The following is a 15,879-nucleotide window of genomic DNA, read 5'->3' as shown; positions in this document are numbered from 1 at the left end:
TTCCTCAGCACAGACCAGGGCAACATTCAATCCGCAGGACGCCGAATTTCACTTGACAGGACTAGGCGCATTCCCTGCGCGGCTGCAATCGCTCAAGCGGCACGGCAGGTGAATAGAGGTAACCCTGGCCGAAACGGATGCCCATCTGCATGAGAAGCCTGCTCTGCTCCTCCGTTTCGATGCCTTCCGTCACCAGCTTGGCGCCGTAACGTTCGGCGCTTTCGAAAGCGAGCGCGATGGCCTCCCTGAACCTTGACTGGTCGAGCCGGGAGGTCATCCAGTGATCGATCTTGACCTCCTCGAAGGGGAACCTCGCCAGCAGGGTGAGTGCGGCGTAACCCGTGCCGAAATCATCCAGCGACAGCCGTACGCCGGCAGCGCTCAGCCTGTCGAAATTCTGCTGCACGATGTCCGTGGTGGGTATCCTGCTCATCTCCGTCACCTCGATCGACAGGCGATGCGCCGGCACCGCCATTCTGTCCAGAAGCGCCACGACCCGGTCTGCGAAACGTGGCGAGGCAAAGGACGAGGCGGAAATATTCACCGCCAGGTGAAAATCCGGATCGAGGCTATGCAGGTCGGCGAGATCGCGGACAACGGCTTCGATCGTCGACCACTCGAACTCCACCAGCAGCCGGTGGCGCTCGGCAATCTCCAGCACATAATAGGGCGAGAGCGGCTGTCCGCGCACGTCCACCGCCCGTAAAAGGGCCTCCGCGCCAATCATGCGGCGATTATGCATTTCAAATTTCGGCTGATAATAGATCGGCGGCTCGCCGGATTTGATCCAGCTGACCAGCATCTGCCGCACCCCCTCGTCCCTTGTCGCTTTCTCGGCGAAAGAAAAGGGGAAAATCTGCACCGGGTTTTCGCCTCCCTTCAGCGCCAGACTGAGATGCCGGAGGAAGGAGGCGACATTCTGCCGGGAAAGCATATCGAGGTTGGCGGCACCGATTTTCAGATACGGAGCCGGTCCTGCCCCCGTCGATCTGGAAAATGCGCTCAGCCCATCGTGGAGACGCATCATCAATCTCGTCCCTTCCGACTTTTCGAGCGCAATTCCCCGCAGGACGACAGCAAGCGTCGTATCGCCGAACATGAAGCTGCGTGGCGCATTTGATTTCGACAGCAGGCCGTTGTCATCGTCGCAGATTTCCTGCGCCAGCCTAGGCCAGAAAAGATCGCCCCAATCTTCGCCCTCACAGGCGGCGACATCGGCGATATTGACGATTTCGATCAGCACGAGAGCGTGCGGAACGGCTGGGTCGAGCCGCGTCGCCGTCTCGATATGATCCTTGAGGGCGCGCCTGTTGGGCAGGCCTGTCAATGAATCCGTACGGGCTGCGGTTTCGCGGTTTTTCACCTCTTCACGCGCCCGCGCTTCGCTGCGGAGCAAAATGAAGAGGCAGGCGATCATCGGCAGGCCTACGGCGACCGCACCGATAGTGCGGCGGCCGATCGCGGTCAGAAACAGCGACTGGTCGATCAGGCCCAGACCGAATGACAGGGAAATGGCAAGTAGTACGGCAACGAACCGGACCGCGAAAACACCGAGAATATCCAGAAGCCCGAGATCGTTGAGGCGGCGTTTGCTCATCCAGCCATACATCAGGATCCCGCAAGCCGATATGACCACCATATCCTGGAAGGCGGCGAAAAACAGAACGGGGCCGCCGAAAACGAAGCGCCCGGCGGCGACAAGTACAAGACTGATCAATCCGCCCTGCCAGGATCCCAGCACCCCCGCCATGAACAGGAGGTCCGAGCGGATATAGGGTTTGGAGGGCAGCTTGATGAATTCGGAGACCAGCAGCGTCAGCAAAAAACCGGCAACGCCGAATATGATGCCGTAATAGACTTTGTAACGTGGGTCATCGAGGGCTATGTCTCGCCGCAAAAGGATCAGCACCGACACCATGCCGACGACGGCGGCGGCCTGGAGCAGCAGAAATGGAAGCTCGGCGGCGGATGCCGCCGCCTGGGTGGCGATCAATTCCATCATCTGCATATCCCCCGGTCTTTATCGTTATGGCGCCGGCGTTCCGGCACTTGGCCTTCACAAATCCCGCGTTCGGCGGGACCATATTCAAATACACCGCAGACCGATCCGTCCGGCCTATGTTACCGGGGCGGATTCGGCACCGGCGAACTCTGTCGGGCCCGCAATCGCCCCGCTATGCCCGGTGGCCAGAACCAGCCGGTCACGGCCCTGACGCTTCGCCTCGTAAAGCGCAACATCTGCCCGGTTCAACATTTCCGATGTTATTTCCCTGCCATCGATCGAAACTGCTATTCCCAGACTGACGGTGACGATGGCGAGCCCGTCGGGACGGCTCGGATGCCTTATGGCCCCGTCGGACACGGCCAGTCTCAGCCTTTCCCCGACGGCAAGCGCTGCGGGCGCGGCGCAATTGTCGAGCAAAACCACGAATTCCTCGCCGCCATAACGCGCGACGAAACTTCTGTCGTCATCATCCTTGCGGAGCGCTCCGCGCAGTCTGCCGGCAATCATTCGCAAACAATCATCACCCGCCACATGCCCCTCTGAATCATTGTAATTCTTGAAATAGTCGACATCGAGAAGGATGAGCGCCCGTGGCCTCCCGCCATTGCCGGAAGCGTTGTCCGCCGCCTCATCAAAACTGCGACGGTTGCGAATTCCGGTCAGCTGATCGGTATGCGAAAGCTGCTTAAGCTCATGATTGGCACTTTGAATACGTTGCAACAGCGTCTTTTCACGTAGTGACGCCAGATAATCCCGCCGATCAACTTCTTCGATGCGATAGGCCGCGAATAATGAAACAATGCTGATGCCGACCGAACACATGATCGCCGGCATTTTGGCCACCTCGCTCGTCACCGTCACATATTGCATGCCGATGATGAAAACGGCCATGCATCCGACCGTTCCCATAGCGGCAAACTGAAACGGTCCACGATGGATCGTATTCATGTAAAGAACGACCGTGACGATGCCCATGTAATATTCGCTCGCCGCCGCGGTCTGCGCATTAGCATATATGAACATCAGCGATCCGACGACGATAACACAACCCAGCGCGTGAAGCGCTTCATGGGTGATCGCATCGGGTCGTAACCGTACCGCATAATAGCGCGCGGGAAAATAAAGGAACAGGAGCGGCGTGATAATGAACAACCGGACGACGAGATCCAGCCAGATGATCTCGGGCACCAGCGTCATGTCGACGAATATGTACAGATTATAGAGGATGATGCCGAAAACCAATCCATATGTATTGAATTGACGATTGCTTTCGTTGACTTTCTGAACGAAGCCGGACGAACGGTCATCCTCAAGTAAAAATAACATACATTTGCTCTTTTGAATCTATTAAAGAGAAATCTAAAATTAATAAAGACATCATCGAATATTTACTGAATATACATTAAACCATATCTGTTAAAAACAAAAAATCAAAACTTCATATTTCGATATAATATTTAAAAAATTTGGATATCATACAATATAAATGCGCAATAACTGCGATTTGTGCTGCAAGTGTAACGAATTGAAAAAACACTGATCCTGCGAGGCCGATCACCTTGCTCCTTTGATTGTTTCTGCTAAAAACTTGTAAAGTCACACTTTATCCCATGACGTACTCAAACAGGTTCCAGTCCATGTCAGCCACCAAGCTTGCCATTGTCGGCGTCGGCAAAATCGTTCGCGACCAGCATCTTCCAGCCATTGCAGGCAATCCGGATTTCGAATTGATCGCCACGGCGAGCCGCCACGGCACGGTGGATGGCGTGGCTTCCTACGGCACCATCGAGGCGATGCTGGAAGCTGTTCCGCAGATCGAGGCAGTATCGCTGTGCATGCCACCGCAATATCGTTACGAGGCCGCCTATGCCGCACTGAATGCGGGCAAGCATGTCTTTCTTGAAAAGCCGCCGGGTGCGACCCTTTCGGAGGTTCAGGACCTTGTCCGCCTTGCGGATTCCAAAGGCCTCTCGCTGTTTGCAAGCTGGCACTCGCGTTATGCGCCAGCGGTGGAAGCCGCAAAGGCGTTTCTCGCCTCGACGACAATCGACAATGTGCATGTGATCTGGAAAGAGGATGTGCGCCACTGGCACCCGAACCAGGCATGGATCTGGCAGGCGGGCGGTCTTGGCGTGTTCGACCCCGGCATCAATGCGCTGTCGATCATCACCCACATCCTGCCGCGCGCGCTGTTCCTGACCAAGGCCACCCTTGAGTTCCCGGAGAACCGTGACGCGCCCATCGCCGCCGACCTGCATTTTTCGGACGTGACGAAAATGCCGGTGCACGCCGAATTCGACTGGCGCCAGACCGGCAAGCAGAGCTGGGATATCGTTGCCGAAACCGCAGCCGGACGGATGGTTCTGTCGGAAGGCGGCGCGAAGCTTTCGATCAACGGCGAAGAGAAACTGTCGCAGCCGGAACGGGAATATCCGGCGCTTTACGAGCGCTTCGCGGAGATCATCAAGGCCGGGCGCTCGGACGTCGACCTTGCACCGCTAACCCATGTGGCTGACGCCTTCCTGCTCGGCCGCCACAAATTCGTGGATTCCTTCTACGACTGAGAAGGCCGAGGGGTTGCCGGAAGGCAGATATATCAAAGGGCGCGGCTGACGAAGCGGTCGCGCCCTGATTTTTTGGCCTGATACAGCGCCTCGTCGACACTGCGCAAAAGCGTGGCACGGTCCGAACCCGCCTGCGGAGCGATTGCGCCGCCGATGCTGAGACGGGCGCCGACCGCCTGCCCGTCGACATCGAAGGGTTCGCGGAAAGCGGCCAGAAGCCTGTCGGCCAGCCCGTTCATCACCTCAGATGTGCTGGGACGGGGGATGAAAATGGCGAATTCGTCGCCGCCCATGCGCACCACCGTATCCTCGGCGCGGATTGCATTGCGAATGCGTGCGGCAGCGGCGGTCAGCACCCGGTCACCCGCCGGGTGGCCGAATGTGTCGTTGATCGTCTTGAAGCCATCGAGATCGAGATAAAGTACACCGAAGGCCTCGTTCTCCCGCAGGGCCGCGCCGAGCTGGCTGTCGACAATCGCCTCCAGCGCCTTGCGATTGTAAAAGCCGGTCAGCGGATCGGTCATCGCCGCGTCCCGCAATTCGCGCTCCGCCAGGCTCATCGTGAAATTGGCTTTCTGAAGACGCAGGAGTGCAGCCGCCAGCAATGCGAAATGCTTCAGATTGTCGATTTCGCCGTGGGAGAATTTTCTCGGCACCGTATCGACAAGGCAAAAGGCACCGACGACCAGCCCGGGTTCCAGCTCGATCGGAGCGCCGGCATAGGAACGCAATTCCGGACCGCCTTTTACATAGGACATGAAGCGGAAATCCGGGTGCTGGGTCAGATCGGAAATGACCACGACATCCTGCCTGGCGATGACGCGATTGCAGATAGACAGATCGCGCGGGCATTCCGAAAGCTGCATCCCCGCCTGTTCGGCAATATGGAGCCAATCTTCGTCGACGATATGCACGGCTGCGCGCGGTACGTCAAAAACCCCCTGCCCCAGTTGCGACAGCACTTCCAGCTCCGGCATTTCCGCATTCTTGAAGGACATGATTGATCGAACCGCGACCAAACGCTCGGTTTCTCTCTCCGGTCGCGATATCGCCTGTCCCATGCTCATGTCCTTCTGCTGTTTCGCCCGTGGCGGCCGCCTCTGATCCGGGCAGACGGATCAACCGCAACGCCTCGATCAAATCGGGCGCCCGTTTAAGGTGCGCTCCCTTTTGGCGCATAATGCAAAAACCGGCAGTTGACGCCACATGCGAATTTTCGCCGGTCTGTTTGCATATGGAACCAATTGCGCGGAAGCCCGATGCCACGCGATCAGGCCTTCTTCTGCCAGCGCCCTTCCGGCGATTGCTGCCAATAGGTCAAAGCATGACCTTCGGTCTTCAGCCTTTTCCAGTGATTTCTCGCCATTTCGAGTTGATAGGCATCATATCCGTCGAACATGAAAACGATGCGCTCATAGGTCTCCACCGCCGGCGGTTCGGCGCCATCGACCAGAAAACGCACGCTCGCCCCGTTGGCGTTGCCGACAGACGCCGTCAAAAGAATCGGCTGGCTTTGTGGTGCGGATGAGCTGTCCGTCGCGTGCGGCAGAAAACTGTCGTCACGGAAGGTCCAGAGATGGGTGTCGAGGAAATCGCGCCGCTCCTCGTCCACCGTCTGGATCGCGACCTTCCAGCCGCGTTCCAGCGATTTCTCGAGCAAAGGCGGCAGCGCATCCTCCAGCTTCGATTCCGTCAGATGGTAGAACAGAATTTCAGTCATCCGCAGACGTGCCGCTCCGCTCGCTTCAATCTTCGTAATGGGCGCGAACGAGCTCGTTCAGCAGACGCACGCCATAACCCGATCCCCAGGACTGGTTGATCTCCGTCAGCGGCGATCCCATGGCGGTGCCGGCGATGTCGAGATGCGCCCATGGCGTTTCGCCCACGAAGCGCTTGAGGAACTGCGCGGCGGTAACGGAACCTGCCAGACGACCCGAGCTGTTCTTCATGTCGGCGAACTTGGAATCAATGATCTTGTCGTAATCCTTGCCGAGCGGCATGCGCCACAGTTTTTCCGCCGTGACCTCGCCCGCCTGCGCAAGACGCGTTGCAAGCTCGTCGTCATTGGAGAAAAGGCCGGCCTGAAGATTGCCGAGCGCAACCGTGATCGCGCCTGTCAAGGTGGCGAGGTTGATCATGAATTTCGGCTTGAACTGCTCCTTGGTGTACCAGAGCGCATCGGCCAGCACCAAACGGCCTTCGGCATCGGTGTTGATGATCTCAATGGTCTGGCCGGACATGGAGGTGACAATGTCGCCGGGCCGTTGGGCGTTACCATCAGGCATGTTTTCGACGAGACCGATCACACCGATCACATTCGCCTTCGCCTTGCGGGCCGCCAGCGCATGCATGAGGCCGGTGACAGCGGCAGCGCCACCCATATCGCCCTTCATATCTTCCATGTTGAGACCGGGTTTCAGCGAAATGCCGCCGGTATCGAAAACGACGCCCTTGCCGACAAAGGCGATGGGCTCGTCCTTCTTGGAGCCGCCGTTCCACTGCATGACCGCAAGCCGGGGCGGACGCGCAGAGCCCTGCGCCACGCCGAGAAGCGCGTTCATGCCGAGCTTCTTCAATTCCTTCTCGCCGAGAATTTCGACTTCGACACCAAGCTTGCGCAGTTCTTCCGCCTTTTCGGCAAACTCAACCGGGCCAAGAACGTTCGGCGGCAGGTTGACGAGGTCGCGCGCCAGAATCACGCCGCCAGCAACGGCTTCGGACACGGCAAAGGCCTTTTCCGCTTCCTGATGGGCGGCCGTGACGATGACGACCTCGACTTTCTTCGGGGTCTTTTCGTCGTCGGATTTCTTCTTGGTCTTGTAGGCATCGAAGCTGTAGGCGCGCAAAAGAATGCCAAGCGCGAAATCCGCAGCCGCCTGCGCGCCAACCTCGACGCCCGGAGCATCGAGGTAGATCGCAACCTTGTCGGCCTTTTTGAAGTTGGCGGCGGCGGTGCCGCCTGCGCGCAGCCAGTCATGCGCGACCAGTTTCGCGGGCTTGCCGAGACCGATGACGAGAAGCCGGTCGGCGCTCGAGCCGTGCGGCGCGATCACATCGAGTGTTGCCATCGATTTTGCGGAAAAGCCCGAAATCTTTGCCGCCCGGGCAATCACGCCGCCTGGATCGGCTTCGGATGCGCCGGCAGCAGCCTGTGCGTCACCCGACGCCTGCAGCGTAACGGCAAGGGCGTTTTCAAGCGAGGCGGAATTGGCGAAAGAAATATCGAATTTAGCGGACATGTTTTCCTGCTCTTCGTGGACGACTTGCGTGGTGTGCCTGATCATGGCCTTTTCGGCCCGTGGCGCAACCCCGCATTTTTAAAGGCCTGGCTTCTTTAAAGGTCCATATTCTTTAAAGGAAAGGTATTTTTGTGGAATGCACGGTCACGTCATGAAACCGACAGCTTGTTCCACAAAAAGACACAGGCTGCGGAAAAATCGTCGCGCAAAACATATTTGTGAGCATGCCGGAATAGCCAATTGCAAATGATGCGATTAGATAAGCGGAAATCCGGCGGGCGATCGCACGGGAAAACAATGTCGAACAGGGCCGTATGAAGCTTCTCGAGAACTATATCCTGCGGCGGACAACGCAGATGTTTCTGGTCGCGCTGCTGCCAGTGCTCGCGATTATATGGACCATTCAGGTTCTCCAGAGAATCAATCTCGTCACCGATACCGGCCAGTCGATGGGCTCCTTCATGGCGCTCGCGACGATGATTCTCCCGACGCTGATCCCCGTTGTCCTGCCTTTCGCCCTCGTCATCGGCATCACCCAGATATTCACGGCGATGAACAATGATTCCGAGCTCGCCATCATCGATGCGGCAGGCGCGCCGCGTTCGATCATGTTTCGCCCGGTTCTCATTCTGGCCGCCGTTCTCAGCGCGCTTTCCTTTACCATCACCAATTTCATCGAGCCGCCTGCACGAAGCTCCGCACGGCAGATGGTGGCCGCGGCCTATGCCGACCTCCTGTCCTCGGTGATCGAGGAAAAGACCTTCCGCACCATTCAGGACGGCCTTTACGTGCAGATCGCCCAGCGCCAGGGCCGTATCCTCAAAGGCCTGTTCGTCGCCGACCGTCGCGATCCGAATTTCGACCTCATCTATTATGCGAAAGAAGGCATGATCGATGAAAGCGGCACGTCGCTAACCATGCGCGACGGCGAAGTGCAGCAGAAGACGCCGGACGGCAAGGTCTCGATCGTCAAGTTCCTGTCCTATGCTTTCGATCTTTCGACGATGTCGGAAAAGCAGGATTCGGAACCCTCGCTTTCTCCCGGCGATGCCAGCCTCGGCTTCCTTCTCTCGCCCGACGAAAACAATGCGAGTTACAAGCGCTCACCGGAGAACTTCCGCAGTGAATTGCACAAGCGGCTGTCGGACTGGATGTTCGCATTCGCTTTCGCACTGATCTCGCTGGTCATCGCCGCAGATGCCCGTTCGCATCGCGAGGCGCGTATGCATCCGATGGTCGCTGCGCTGGTGACGGCATTCATGCTTCGCTGGCTGGGCTTTTATGTTACCAATCAGGTCAAGCAGAGCGCGGCCTTCATTCCGCTGGTCTATGCCGTGCCGGGTCTCAGCGGCGCCGCTGCCGCCTTCATTCTCATTACGGGCCGCAAGCCGAAAATGCCGAAGGTCATCGCCGATGCGGCCGGTCGTCTGCGCCGTCTTTTCTCCAGCCGGCTGGCACGAAGCTCGGGGAGCGGTAACGCATGATTTTCAACACGCTGGCCCGCTATTTCCTGAAACGATATCTGATGACGGCCGTCTGGTTCGTGCTCGGTGTATCGTCGATCATCTATCTTGCCGATTTCAGCGAAACGGCTAGGCGCATGTCCGGCCTGCCCGGCTATACCGTTCCGGCAGCACTTGGCCTGACCGCGCTTCGCCTGCCGCTGATCCTGCAGCAGACCGTTCCCTTCATTGCGCTCTTCGTCGGCATGACGACGCTGATTTCGCTCAACCGGCGTTACGAGTTGGTTGTCACGCGCGCAGCCGGCATTTCCGCCTGGCAATTCATCCTTCCCTTCGTTCTCGGATCTGTCCTGATCGGCATTCTGTCCGTCGTCGTCCTCAATCCCATTGCCGCCTGGGGCCAGAACCGGTCGCTGGCGATGGAGGCGGGCCTGCGCAACGAAGCCAATGGCGGACGCCAGCAGGAGATCGTTCCGTGGATGCGCCAGGCAAGCGGCGGCCAGGACACGATCATCGGCGCCAAGAGCTTCGAGGACAACGGAACCCTGCTTCTCGACGTGGTTCTCATCCACCTCGACAAGGACGGAAACATCGTCTCGCGGCAGGATGCTAAGTCGGCAAAGTTGGAAGATGGTTACTGGCTTCTTAACGGCGTTACGGAAACGCGCGCCGGCCATGTGCCAGTTCGGCAAGAGAGTGTGCGGATCAGTACCAATCTGAGACGGGAATTCGTCCAGGAACGGATGACCCAGACGGAAACCGTTGCTTTCTTTGACCTTTCTCACAAGATCGAAGTTGCAAAGTCTTTTGGACTATCTTCAAAGGCGCTTGAGACGCAGTATCATTTCCTGCTATCGACGCCCCTGCTTCTGGTTGCGATGACCTTGATCGCCGCGACCGTTTCATTAAAGTTCAGCCGCTTCGCCCAGTCGCGCTCCGTGATTCTGGGTGGAATCGTTTCCGGCTTCGTGCTTTATGTAGTAACCGTGCTCGTAAGGGCATTCGGGAGTGGTGGTGTTGTCCCTCCCACCGTCGCGGTCTGGGTTCCAGTTATCGTGGCGTTGGCTTTGGGGGCAACCATTCTGCTTCATCAGGAGGACGGCTAGTGGCGGTATATGACCGCGGGAATATCAGGCGGCTTTGGACGGCCCTTCTGACAGGTGCCGCTGTGTGCGCGTATTTGGCATCCAGCCCGGTCGCTTTCGGCCAGGATGGATTGCTCGCGTCGGCAAGCCAAGACGATTCGAAACTCCTGCTTACAGCAAATGAACTGACCTATAATCGCGATTCCCAGCGCGTGATCGCGAAGGGCGTGGTTCGCATGAAGTATTCGGGCTACCGCATGGTGGCCCAGCAAGTGGAATATAATCAGCAGACCGGCCGCGTGATCGCCCATGGCAACATCGAATTGATCGAGCCGGGCGGCAACAAGATTTATGCCGACGAGATGGACGTCACTGACGATTTCGGTCAGGGCTTCGTCAATGCGTTGCGTGTCGAGACCCCGGACAATACCCGTATCGCGGGCGAAAGCGCCGAGCGCCTCGAAGGCGATCTGATGGTCCTCAACAACGGCGTTTATACGGCCTGTCTGCCTTGCGCCGCCAAGCCTGAAAAAGCGCCGCTGTGGCAGGTCAAGGCCGAGCGCGTCGTCCAGGATGGCAAGACCCATACGATCCGGCTCGAAAAGGCGCGCCTGCAGCTTTTCGGCCATTCGATCGCCTATGTGCCGTTCCTGACGGTTCCCGATAATACGGTGAAGCGGAAGTCCGGCTTCCTGTTCCCGCAGATGAGCATCACCGACAATCTCGGTTTCGGCATCGGCGTGCCCTATTTCCAGGTCCTTTCCGACACATCGGATGTCACTGTCACGCCGACATATTACACGACGCAGGGTCTGCTTCTGCAGGCGGAATTGCGCCAGCGTTTCGAAACCGGCATGCACACGCTCACGATTGCCGGCATCAGCCAGCAGAAGTCCGATACTTTCACAGCCGGAACCAGCGACGCCCTCAATGATAATCGCGGCATGATCGCCAGCAAGGGTGACTTCACCATCAATCCCCGCTGGGCATTCGGCTGGGATGCGATGGTGCAGACCGACAATAACTTTTCGCGCACTTACGGGCTGAAGGGTTACAAGAACGACGTTCAGACCAATCAGATTTATTTGACGGGCACGGGTGAGCGGAACAGCTTCGACGCACGCGGCTACTATTTCAATGTTCAGGATACGGACAATACCGAATCCCTGGAGCGCAAGCAGGCGATCGTTCACCCGGTCGTCGACTACCGTTATTTCGTGCCGGATCCGGTCTATGGCGGTGAGCTTTCGCTGACAACCAACCTGACCAGCATCACCCGTCTCAAACAGGATGCCTACGCGCTCGGAGGCTATTCACGCTTCAACGGGCTTGAAGGTGATTACACGCGTCTTTCCACCGAAGCCGAGTGGAAACGCACCTTCACGATGGATAGCGGCCTGCAGATCACGCCAATTCTGGCCGCACGCGGTGATGCGATGTGGACAGACATGTCGCCGGCAAGCTTCACTTCCGGTGGCACATCCTATGCCTATCAGGGCATGATGCATGACGACGCAGCGTTTCGCGGCATGGTCACCGGTGGTCTGGAAGTGCGTTATCCCTGGCTCTTCACGGCGCTCAACAGCAGCCACGTGATCGAACCGATCGCGCAGATCTTCGTGCGTCCGAATGAGCAATATGCCGGCCGGCTTCCCAACGAGGATGCGCAGGCCTTCGTGTTTGACGCGACCAACCTGTTCGAGCGCGACAAGTTCTCCGGTTTCGACCGGATCGAAGGCGGCACGCGCGCCAATATCGGCTTCCGCTATAACGGCACCTTCGACAATGGCTACGGCGTTCGCGCCATTGCCGGCCAGTCCTTCCATCTGGCAGGCGACAATTCCTTCGCCTCCTACGATCTCGTCAATGCAGGCGCCGATTCCGGCCTCGAATCCGACCGTTCGGACTACGTCGCCATGGCGGCGTTCGATGCGCCGATCGGCCTTTCGCTGTCGTCGAGCCTGCGTCTTGACAAGGACGATCTCGACATCAACCGGTCGGAGACGGGCATCAGCTATTCGGACCGCCGCCTCACCGGCAAGCTCAGCTATACGCAGGTCAAGGCGCAGCCGAAATATGGCTATAACGAAGACCGCGATATCATCCAGGCGTCAGGCACATTGCGCATGGACGACAACTGGTCGCTGTTCGGCTCGATCAATTACGATCTGAACGGAAAGTTTGCCGCCGAACGCCGCATCGGCATTGCCTATCAGGATGAGTGCACGATCCTGACGGTCAGCTATTCCGACGAGGGCAATATCAATTCCAGCCGGCAGGCCGCCAATGACTGGTCGATCAATGCCCGCCTGGCTTTCCGTACGCTTGGCGATGTCAGCATCGGCTCTGCAAACGAAGACTGGGCCGATATGGATATCGGCTGGAAGCCGAACAATTACTGAGTTTAAAGGCAGATCGCACAGCATTGCGGTCTGCCTTTTTGCCATTCAGCCAGTAAAAGTCACGGTTTTGCCGCAACAACACGCCAGTGTCGGCTTGGCATAAGACCATATCGGGTTTTCTTTCAACAACCGACACATTGCCGTTTTGCGGATCACGATGGTATATACGTGGCAAATTCGCGGTGCGGATGCACAGGTGCAGGTCTGAAAGGCCGGGGTGCAGAATTACCCCATCGTCAGACAGAACAGATTGGCGGGACGGGAAACAGGACCCTGACCGACGAAAGGGAGAAGGACATGATGAATTTCGGAAAGACGGCTTTGCGTGGCGCTGCTTTTGCCTTTGCGATATTCGCCGTTCCCATGGCCGCTGTGCCCTATGCCGGCCAGGCCTTCGCCGATAACACCGTCAAGATCGTCGTCAACAAGACCCCGATTACCAATGACGATATTGCCAAGCGCGTCGCCTTCCTGAAGCTGCAGCGCCAGTCCGGCAATCTCAATGAAAAAGCCCGTGAGCAGCTCGTCGACGAGGCGCTGAAACGCGAGGAAATCGGCCGCGTGAAAATGTCGGTCAGCACCGAAGACGTCGATGCCGCTTTTGCGCGTTTTGCCGGCAACAACAAGATGACCCCGCAGCAATTGACCAAGGTGCTGTCGCAGGCTGGCGTCGGCGCCGACCATTTCAAATCCTTCATTGCCGTCCAGATGAGCTGGCCGCGCCTCGTCAATGCCCGCTACGGTGCACGTGGCAAGATGTCGACGCAGGATCTCGTCACCCGCCTGAAGGAACGTGGCGACAAGCCGGTCACAACGGAATATTTCCTGCAGCAGGTGATCTTCGTCATCCCGGAATCAAAGCGCAACTCCATCACCGGCAAGCGCAAGTCCGAAGCCGAAGCCTCGCGCAAGCGTTATCCCGGCTGCGACCAGGCCATGACCTTCGCTGCGACCATGCGGGACGTGGCGATCAAGGATCTTGGACGTATTCTTGCCCCCGAACTGCCGGAAGACTGGAAGGCGTTGGTGGAAAAAACCAAGGAAGGTGGCACCACCGGCACGCGCGTAACCGAAAAGGGCGTCGAATATCTGGCGATCTGCAAGCAGCGTCAGGTTTCCGACGACTATGCTGCGGAAATGGTGTTCAAGTCCGAAGACCTGATGAAGGCCAAGGAAGGCGAGAACCCGAACGAAAAGAAATATATGGATGAGCTGCGCAAGAAGGCGCAGATCGTCAACACCTGATACGAGAGCCGGTCTTTCCGTGACACATGCATCCCTGCCGCTTGCCCTGACACAGGGAGACCCAGCCGGTATCGGCCCTGATATCGCCATCACCGCCTGGGCCAGGCGCCGGGAAAACGGCGTAGCGCCCTTCGTCTTCATCGGCGATCCGGATGTGGTGGCGAGCCGCGCGGCGCTGATCGGCATCCCGGTCAACATCGAGACCTGCGATGCGGCGAATGCCGTCAGCCTGTTCGATGACGCTTTTCCCGTGCTTCCTCTTCCCGTCGGCTTCGAGGTTCAGGCAGGCCAGCCGCATGTCGGTGCGGCCCATGCAACGATCAAGGCCATCGAGACCGCCGTTTCCCTGACGGTCGAGGGCAAGGCTTCAGCCGTGGTTACCAATCCGATTGCCAAGTCCGTGCTTTACGAGGCGGGTTTCGGTTTCCCCGGCCATACGGAATTTCTTGCCGATCTTGCCTTGCGTCTTACCGGCAAGCAGGTGACACCGGTCATGATGATCGCCGGACCCAAAGTCCGTGTCGTGCCGGTGACGATCCATATTCCGGTCAAAGACGTGCCGGTGGCGCTGACCGAAGAGCTTATCGTCACGACCTGCCGAATCATCGATGCGGACCTCCGGCAGAAATTCGGCATCGAGGCGCCGCGTCTGGCGGTTGCCGGGCTCAACCCGCATGCGGGCGAGGACGGTGCGCTCGGCACCGAGGATCGCGACGTGGTTCATCCCGCGACCATTCGGTTGCGGAAGGACGGGATCGATGCTTTCGGCCCCCTGCCCGCCGATACGATGTTCCACGATGCCGCCCGCCGGCGCTATGATGTCGCCGTGTGCATGTATCATGATCAGGCGCTCATTCCGGCCAAGGCGCTCGGCTTTGACGATTCCGTCAATGTCACGCTCGGCCTGCCCTTCATCCGCACCTCGCCCGACCATGGCACAGCCTTCGGCATCGCCGGTCAGGGTATTGCCAATGAGGCGAGTCTGGTCGCGGCACTGAAGATGGCGGCGGAGATTTCCGCCCGCAGCCAGGTCAGCGCATAATGGCGGCCATAGACGGACTGCCGCCGCTGCGCGATGTCATTCAGCGGCATGGACTGGATGCGAAGAAATCGCTTGGGCAGAATTTCCTGTTCGATCTCAACCTCACCCAGAAGATCGCCCGAACGGCAGGGCCGCTTGAGGGCGTGACGGTCATCGAGGTCGGCCCCGGACCGGGCGGCCTTACCCGCGCCATTCTTTCGCTCGGCGCCAAGAAGGTCATTGCCGTCGAACGTGACAGCCGCTGCCTGCCGGCGCTCGCCGAAATCGAAGCGCATTATCCCGGACGTCTCGAAGTCATTGAGGGCGATGCTCTCAAGACCGATTTCGAGACGATGGTTCCTGCCGGCGAACCCGTGCGGATCATCGCCAATCTGCCTTACAATGTCGGCACGCAATTGCTCGTCAACTGGCTTCTGCCGAAAGAATGGCCGCCCTTCTGGCTTTCCATGACGCTGATGTTCCAGAAGGAAGTCGGCCAGCGCATCGTGGCGGAAGAAGGCGACAACCATTATGGCCGCCTCGGCGTTCTCGCCGGCTGGCGCACGGTATCGGAAATGGCCTTCGACGTTCCGCCGCAGGCCTTCAGCCCGCCGCCAAAGGTCACCTCCACCGTTGTGCACCTGCTGCCGAAGGAAAAGCCGCTTCCCTGCGATGTCGCAAAGCTCGAAAAGGTAACCGAGGCCGCCTTCGGCCAGCGTCGCAAGATGCTGCGCCAGAGCGTAAAAAGTCTTGGTGGCGAGGCGCTGCTGGAAAAGGCGGGCATTGATCCGACACGCCGGGCGGAAACGCTGTCGGTCGAGGAATTCGTGATATTGGCGAATAGCCTGTAAGTTC

The 15,879-nt window shown here is 58.4% G+C and carries 12 protein-coding genes; 7 read left to right on the top strand and 5 right to left on the bottom strand.

Annotation, left to right across the window (positions count from 1 at the left end; translation table 11 throughout):
• Positions 1-61: 61 nt before the first annotated feature.
• Together FY152_03825 and FY152_03820 are read right to left on the bottom strand one after the other, a co-directional pair.
• Positions 62-2,002 (bottom strand): EAL domain-containing protein, encoded by a 1,941-nt coding sequence (locus FY152_03825; protein ID UXS31264.1) that lies wholly within the window; start codon positions 2,000-2,002, stop codon positions 62-64.
• A 114-nt stretch (positions 2,003-2,116) separates the two neighbouring features.
• Positions 2,117-3,331, bottom strand: coding sequence for a GGDEF domain-containing protein (locus FY152_03820; GenBank protein UXS31263.1), 1,215 nt, complete (start codon positions 3,329-3,331; stop codon positions 2,117-2,119).
• Positions 3,332-3,642: 311 nt separating this feature from the next.
• Here FY152_03820 and FY152_03815 point away from each other — a divergent pair, with 311 nt between their 5' ends.
• Positions 3,643-4,569 (top strand): Gfo/Idh/MocA family oxidoreductase, encoded by a 927-nt coding sequence (locus FY152_03815; GenBank protein UXS31262.1) that lies wholly within the window; start codon positions 3,643-3,645, stop codon positions 4,567-4,569.
• A gap of 32 nt (positions 4,570-4,601) precedes the next feature.
• Here FY152_03815 and FY152_03810 read toward each other — a convergent pair whose 3' ends face one another.
• The 3 genes from FY152_03810 to FY152_03800 all read right to left on the bottom strand — a co-directional run bounded on the left by FY152_03810 (position 4,602) and on the right by FY152_03800 (position 7,808).
• Positions 4,602-5,630, bottom strand: coding sequence for a sensor domain-containing diguanylate cyclase (locus tag FY152_03810; GenBank protein ID UXS31261.1), 1,029 nt, complete (start codon positions 5,628-5,630; stop codon positions 4,602-4,604).
• A 209-nt stretch (positions 5,631-5,839) separates the two neighbouring features.
• A complete protein-coding gene (locus FY152_03805) occupies positions 5,840-6,289 on the bottom strand; it encodes a DNA polymerase III subunit chi (protein ID UXS31260.1) in 450 nt (149 codons plus the stop codon).
• A gap of 25 nt (positions 6,290-6,314) precedes the next feature.
• On the bottom strand, positions 6,315-7,808 hold the full coding sequence (locus tag FY152_03800; protein ID UXS33199.1) for a leucyl aminopeptidase: 1,494 nt from the start codon (positions 7,806-7,808) through the stop codon (positions 6,315-6,317).
• Positions 7,809-8,122: 314 nt separating this feature from the next.
• On the opposite strand from FY152_03800, the gene FY152_03795 reads away from it, so the two are divergent.
• The 6 genes from FY152_03795 to rsmA all read left to right on the top strand — a co-directional run bounded on the left by FY152_03795 (position 8,123) and on the right by rsmA (position 15,875).
• A complete protein-coding gene (locus FY152_03795; GenBank protein UXS31259.1) occupies positions 8,123-9,292 on the top strand; it encodes an LptF/LptG family permease in 1,170 nt (389 codons plus the stop codon).
• Positions 9,289-10,377, top strand: coding sequence for an LPS export ABC transporter permease LptG (lptG, locus tag FY152_03790; protein ID UXS31258.1), 1,089 nt, complete (start codon positions 9,289-9,291; stop codon positions 10,375-10,377). Before FY152_03795 ends, lptG begins: the two co-directional genes overlap by 4 nt.
• Complete coding sequence (locus FY152_03785; protein UXS31257.1) at positions 10,377-12,758, top strand: LPS-assembly protein LptD; 2,382 nt, start codon at positions 10,377-10,379, stop codon at positions 12,756-12,758. Before lptG ends, FY152_03785 begins: the two co-directional genes overlap by 1 nt.
• Before the next feature lie 297 nt (positions 12,759-13,055).
• Positions 13,056-14,003: a peptidylprolyl isomerase gene (locus tag FY152_03780; protein ID UXS31256.1), complete on the top strand. Its 948-nt coding sequence runs from the start codon at positions 13,056-13,058 to the stop codon at positions 14,001-14,003.
• A 19-nt stretch (positions 14,004-14,022) separates the two neighbouring features.
• On the top strand, positions 14,023-15,045 hold the full coding sequence (gene pdxA / locus FY152_03775; GenBank protein ID UXS31255.1) for a 4-hydroxythreonine-4-phosphate dehydrogenase PdxA: 1,023 nt from the start codon (positions 14,023-14,025) through the stop codon (positions 15,043-15,045).
• Positions 15,045-15,875, top strand: a complete 831-nt coding sequence (gene rsmA / locus FY152_03770) for a 16S rRNA (adenine(1518)-N(6)/adenine(1519)-N(6))-dimethyltransferase RsmA (GenBank protein ID UXS31254.1) — start codon at positions 15,045-15,047, stop codon at positions 15,873-15,875. Before pdxA ends, rsmA begins: the two co-directional genes overlap by 1 nt.
• The last annotated feature ends 4 nt before the right edge of the window (positions 15,876-15,879 follow it).

Source organism: Agrobacterium tumefaciens (genome assembly GCA_025560025.1).
Taxonomy (GTDB): domain Bacteria; phylum Pseudomonadota; class Alphaproteobacteria; order Rhizobiales; family Rhizobiaceae; genus Agrobacterium.
The sequence above is the reverse complement of the archived record's forward strand: the minus strand, read 5'-3'. Positions and strand labels throughout refer to the sequence as shown.

Bases quoted from the DNA above. Each gene is read 5' to 3' on its own strand.
- FY152_03825 (UXS31264.1), bottom strand. From the start codon at position 2,002: ATGATGGAATTGATCGCCACCCAGGCGGCGGCATCCGCCGCCGAGCTT.
- FY152_03820 (UXS31263.1), bottom strand. From the start codon at position 3,331: ATGTTATTTTTACTTGAGGATGACCGTTCGTCCGGCTTCGTTCAGAAA.
- FY152_03815 (UXS31262.1), top strand. From the start codon at position 3,643: ATGTCAGCCACCAAGCTTGCCATTGTCGGCGTCGGCAAAATCGTTCGC.
- FY152_03810 (UXS31261.1), bottom strand. From the start codon at position 5,630: ATGGGACAGGCGATATCGCGACCGGAGAGAGAAACCGAGCGTTTGGTC.
- FY152_03805 (UXS31260.1), bottom strand. From the start codon at position 6,289: ATGACTGAAATTCTGTTCTACCATCTGACGGAATCGAAGCTGGAGGAT.
- FY152_03800 (UXS33199.1), bottom strand. From the start codon at position 7,808: ATGTCCGCTAAATTCGATATTTCTTTCGCCAATTCCGCCTCGCTTGAA.
- FY152_03795 (UXS31259.1), top strand. From the start codon at position 8,123: ATGAAGCTTCTCGAGAACTATATCCTGCGGCGGACAACGCAGATGTTT.
- lptG (UXS31258.1), top strand. From the start codon at position 9,289: ATGATTTTCAACACGCTGGCCCGCTATTTCCTGAAACGATATCTGATG.
- FY152_03780 (UXS31256.1), top strand. From the start codon at position 13,056: ATGATGAATTTCGGAAAGACGGCTTTGCGTGGCGCTGCTTTTGCCTTT.
- rsmA (UXS31254.1), top strand. From the start codon at position 15,045: ATGGCGGCCATAGACGGACTGCCGCCGCTGCGCGATGTCATTCAGCGG.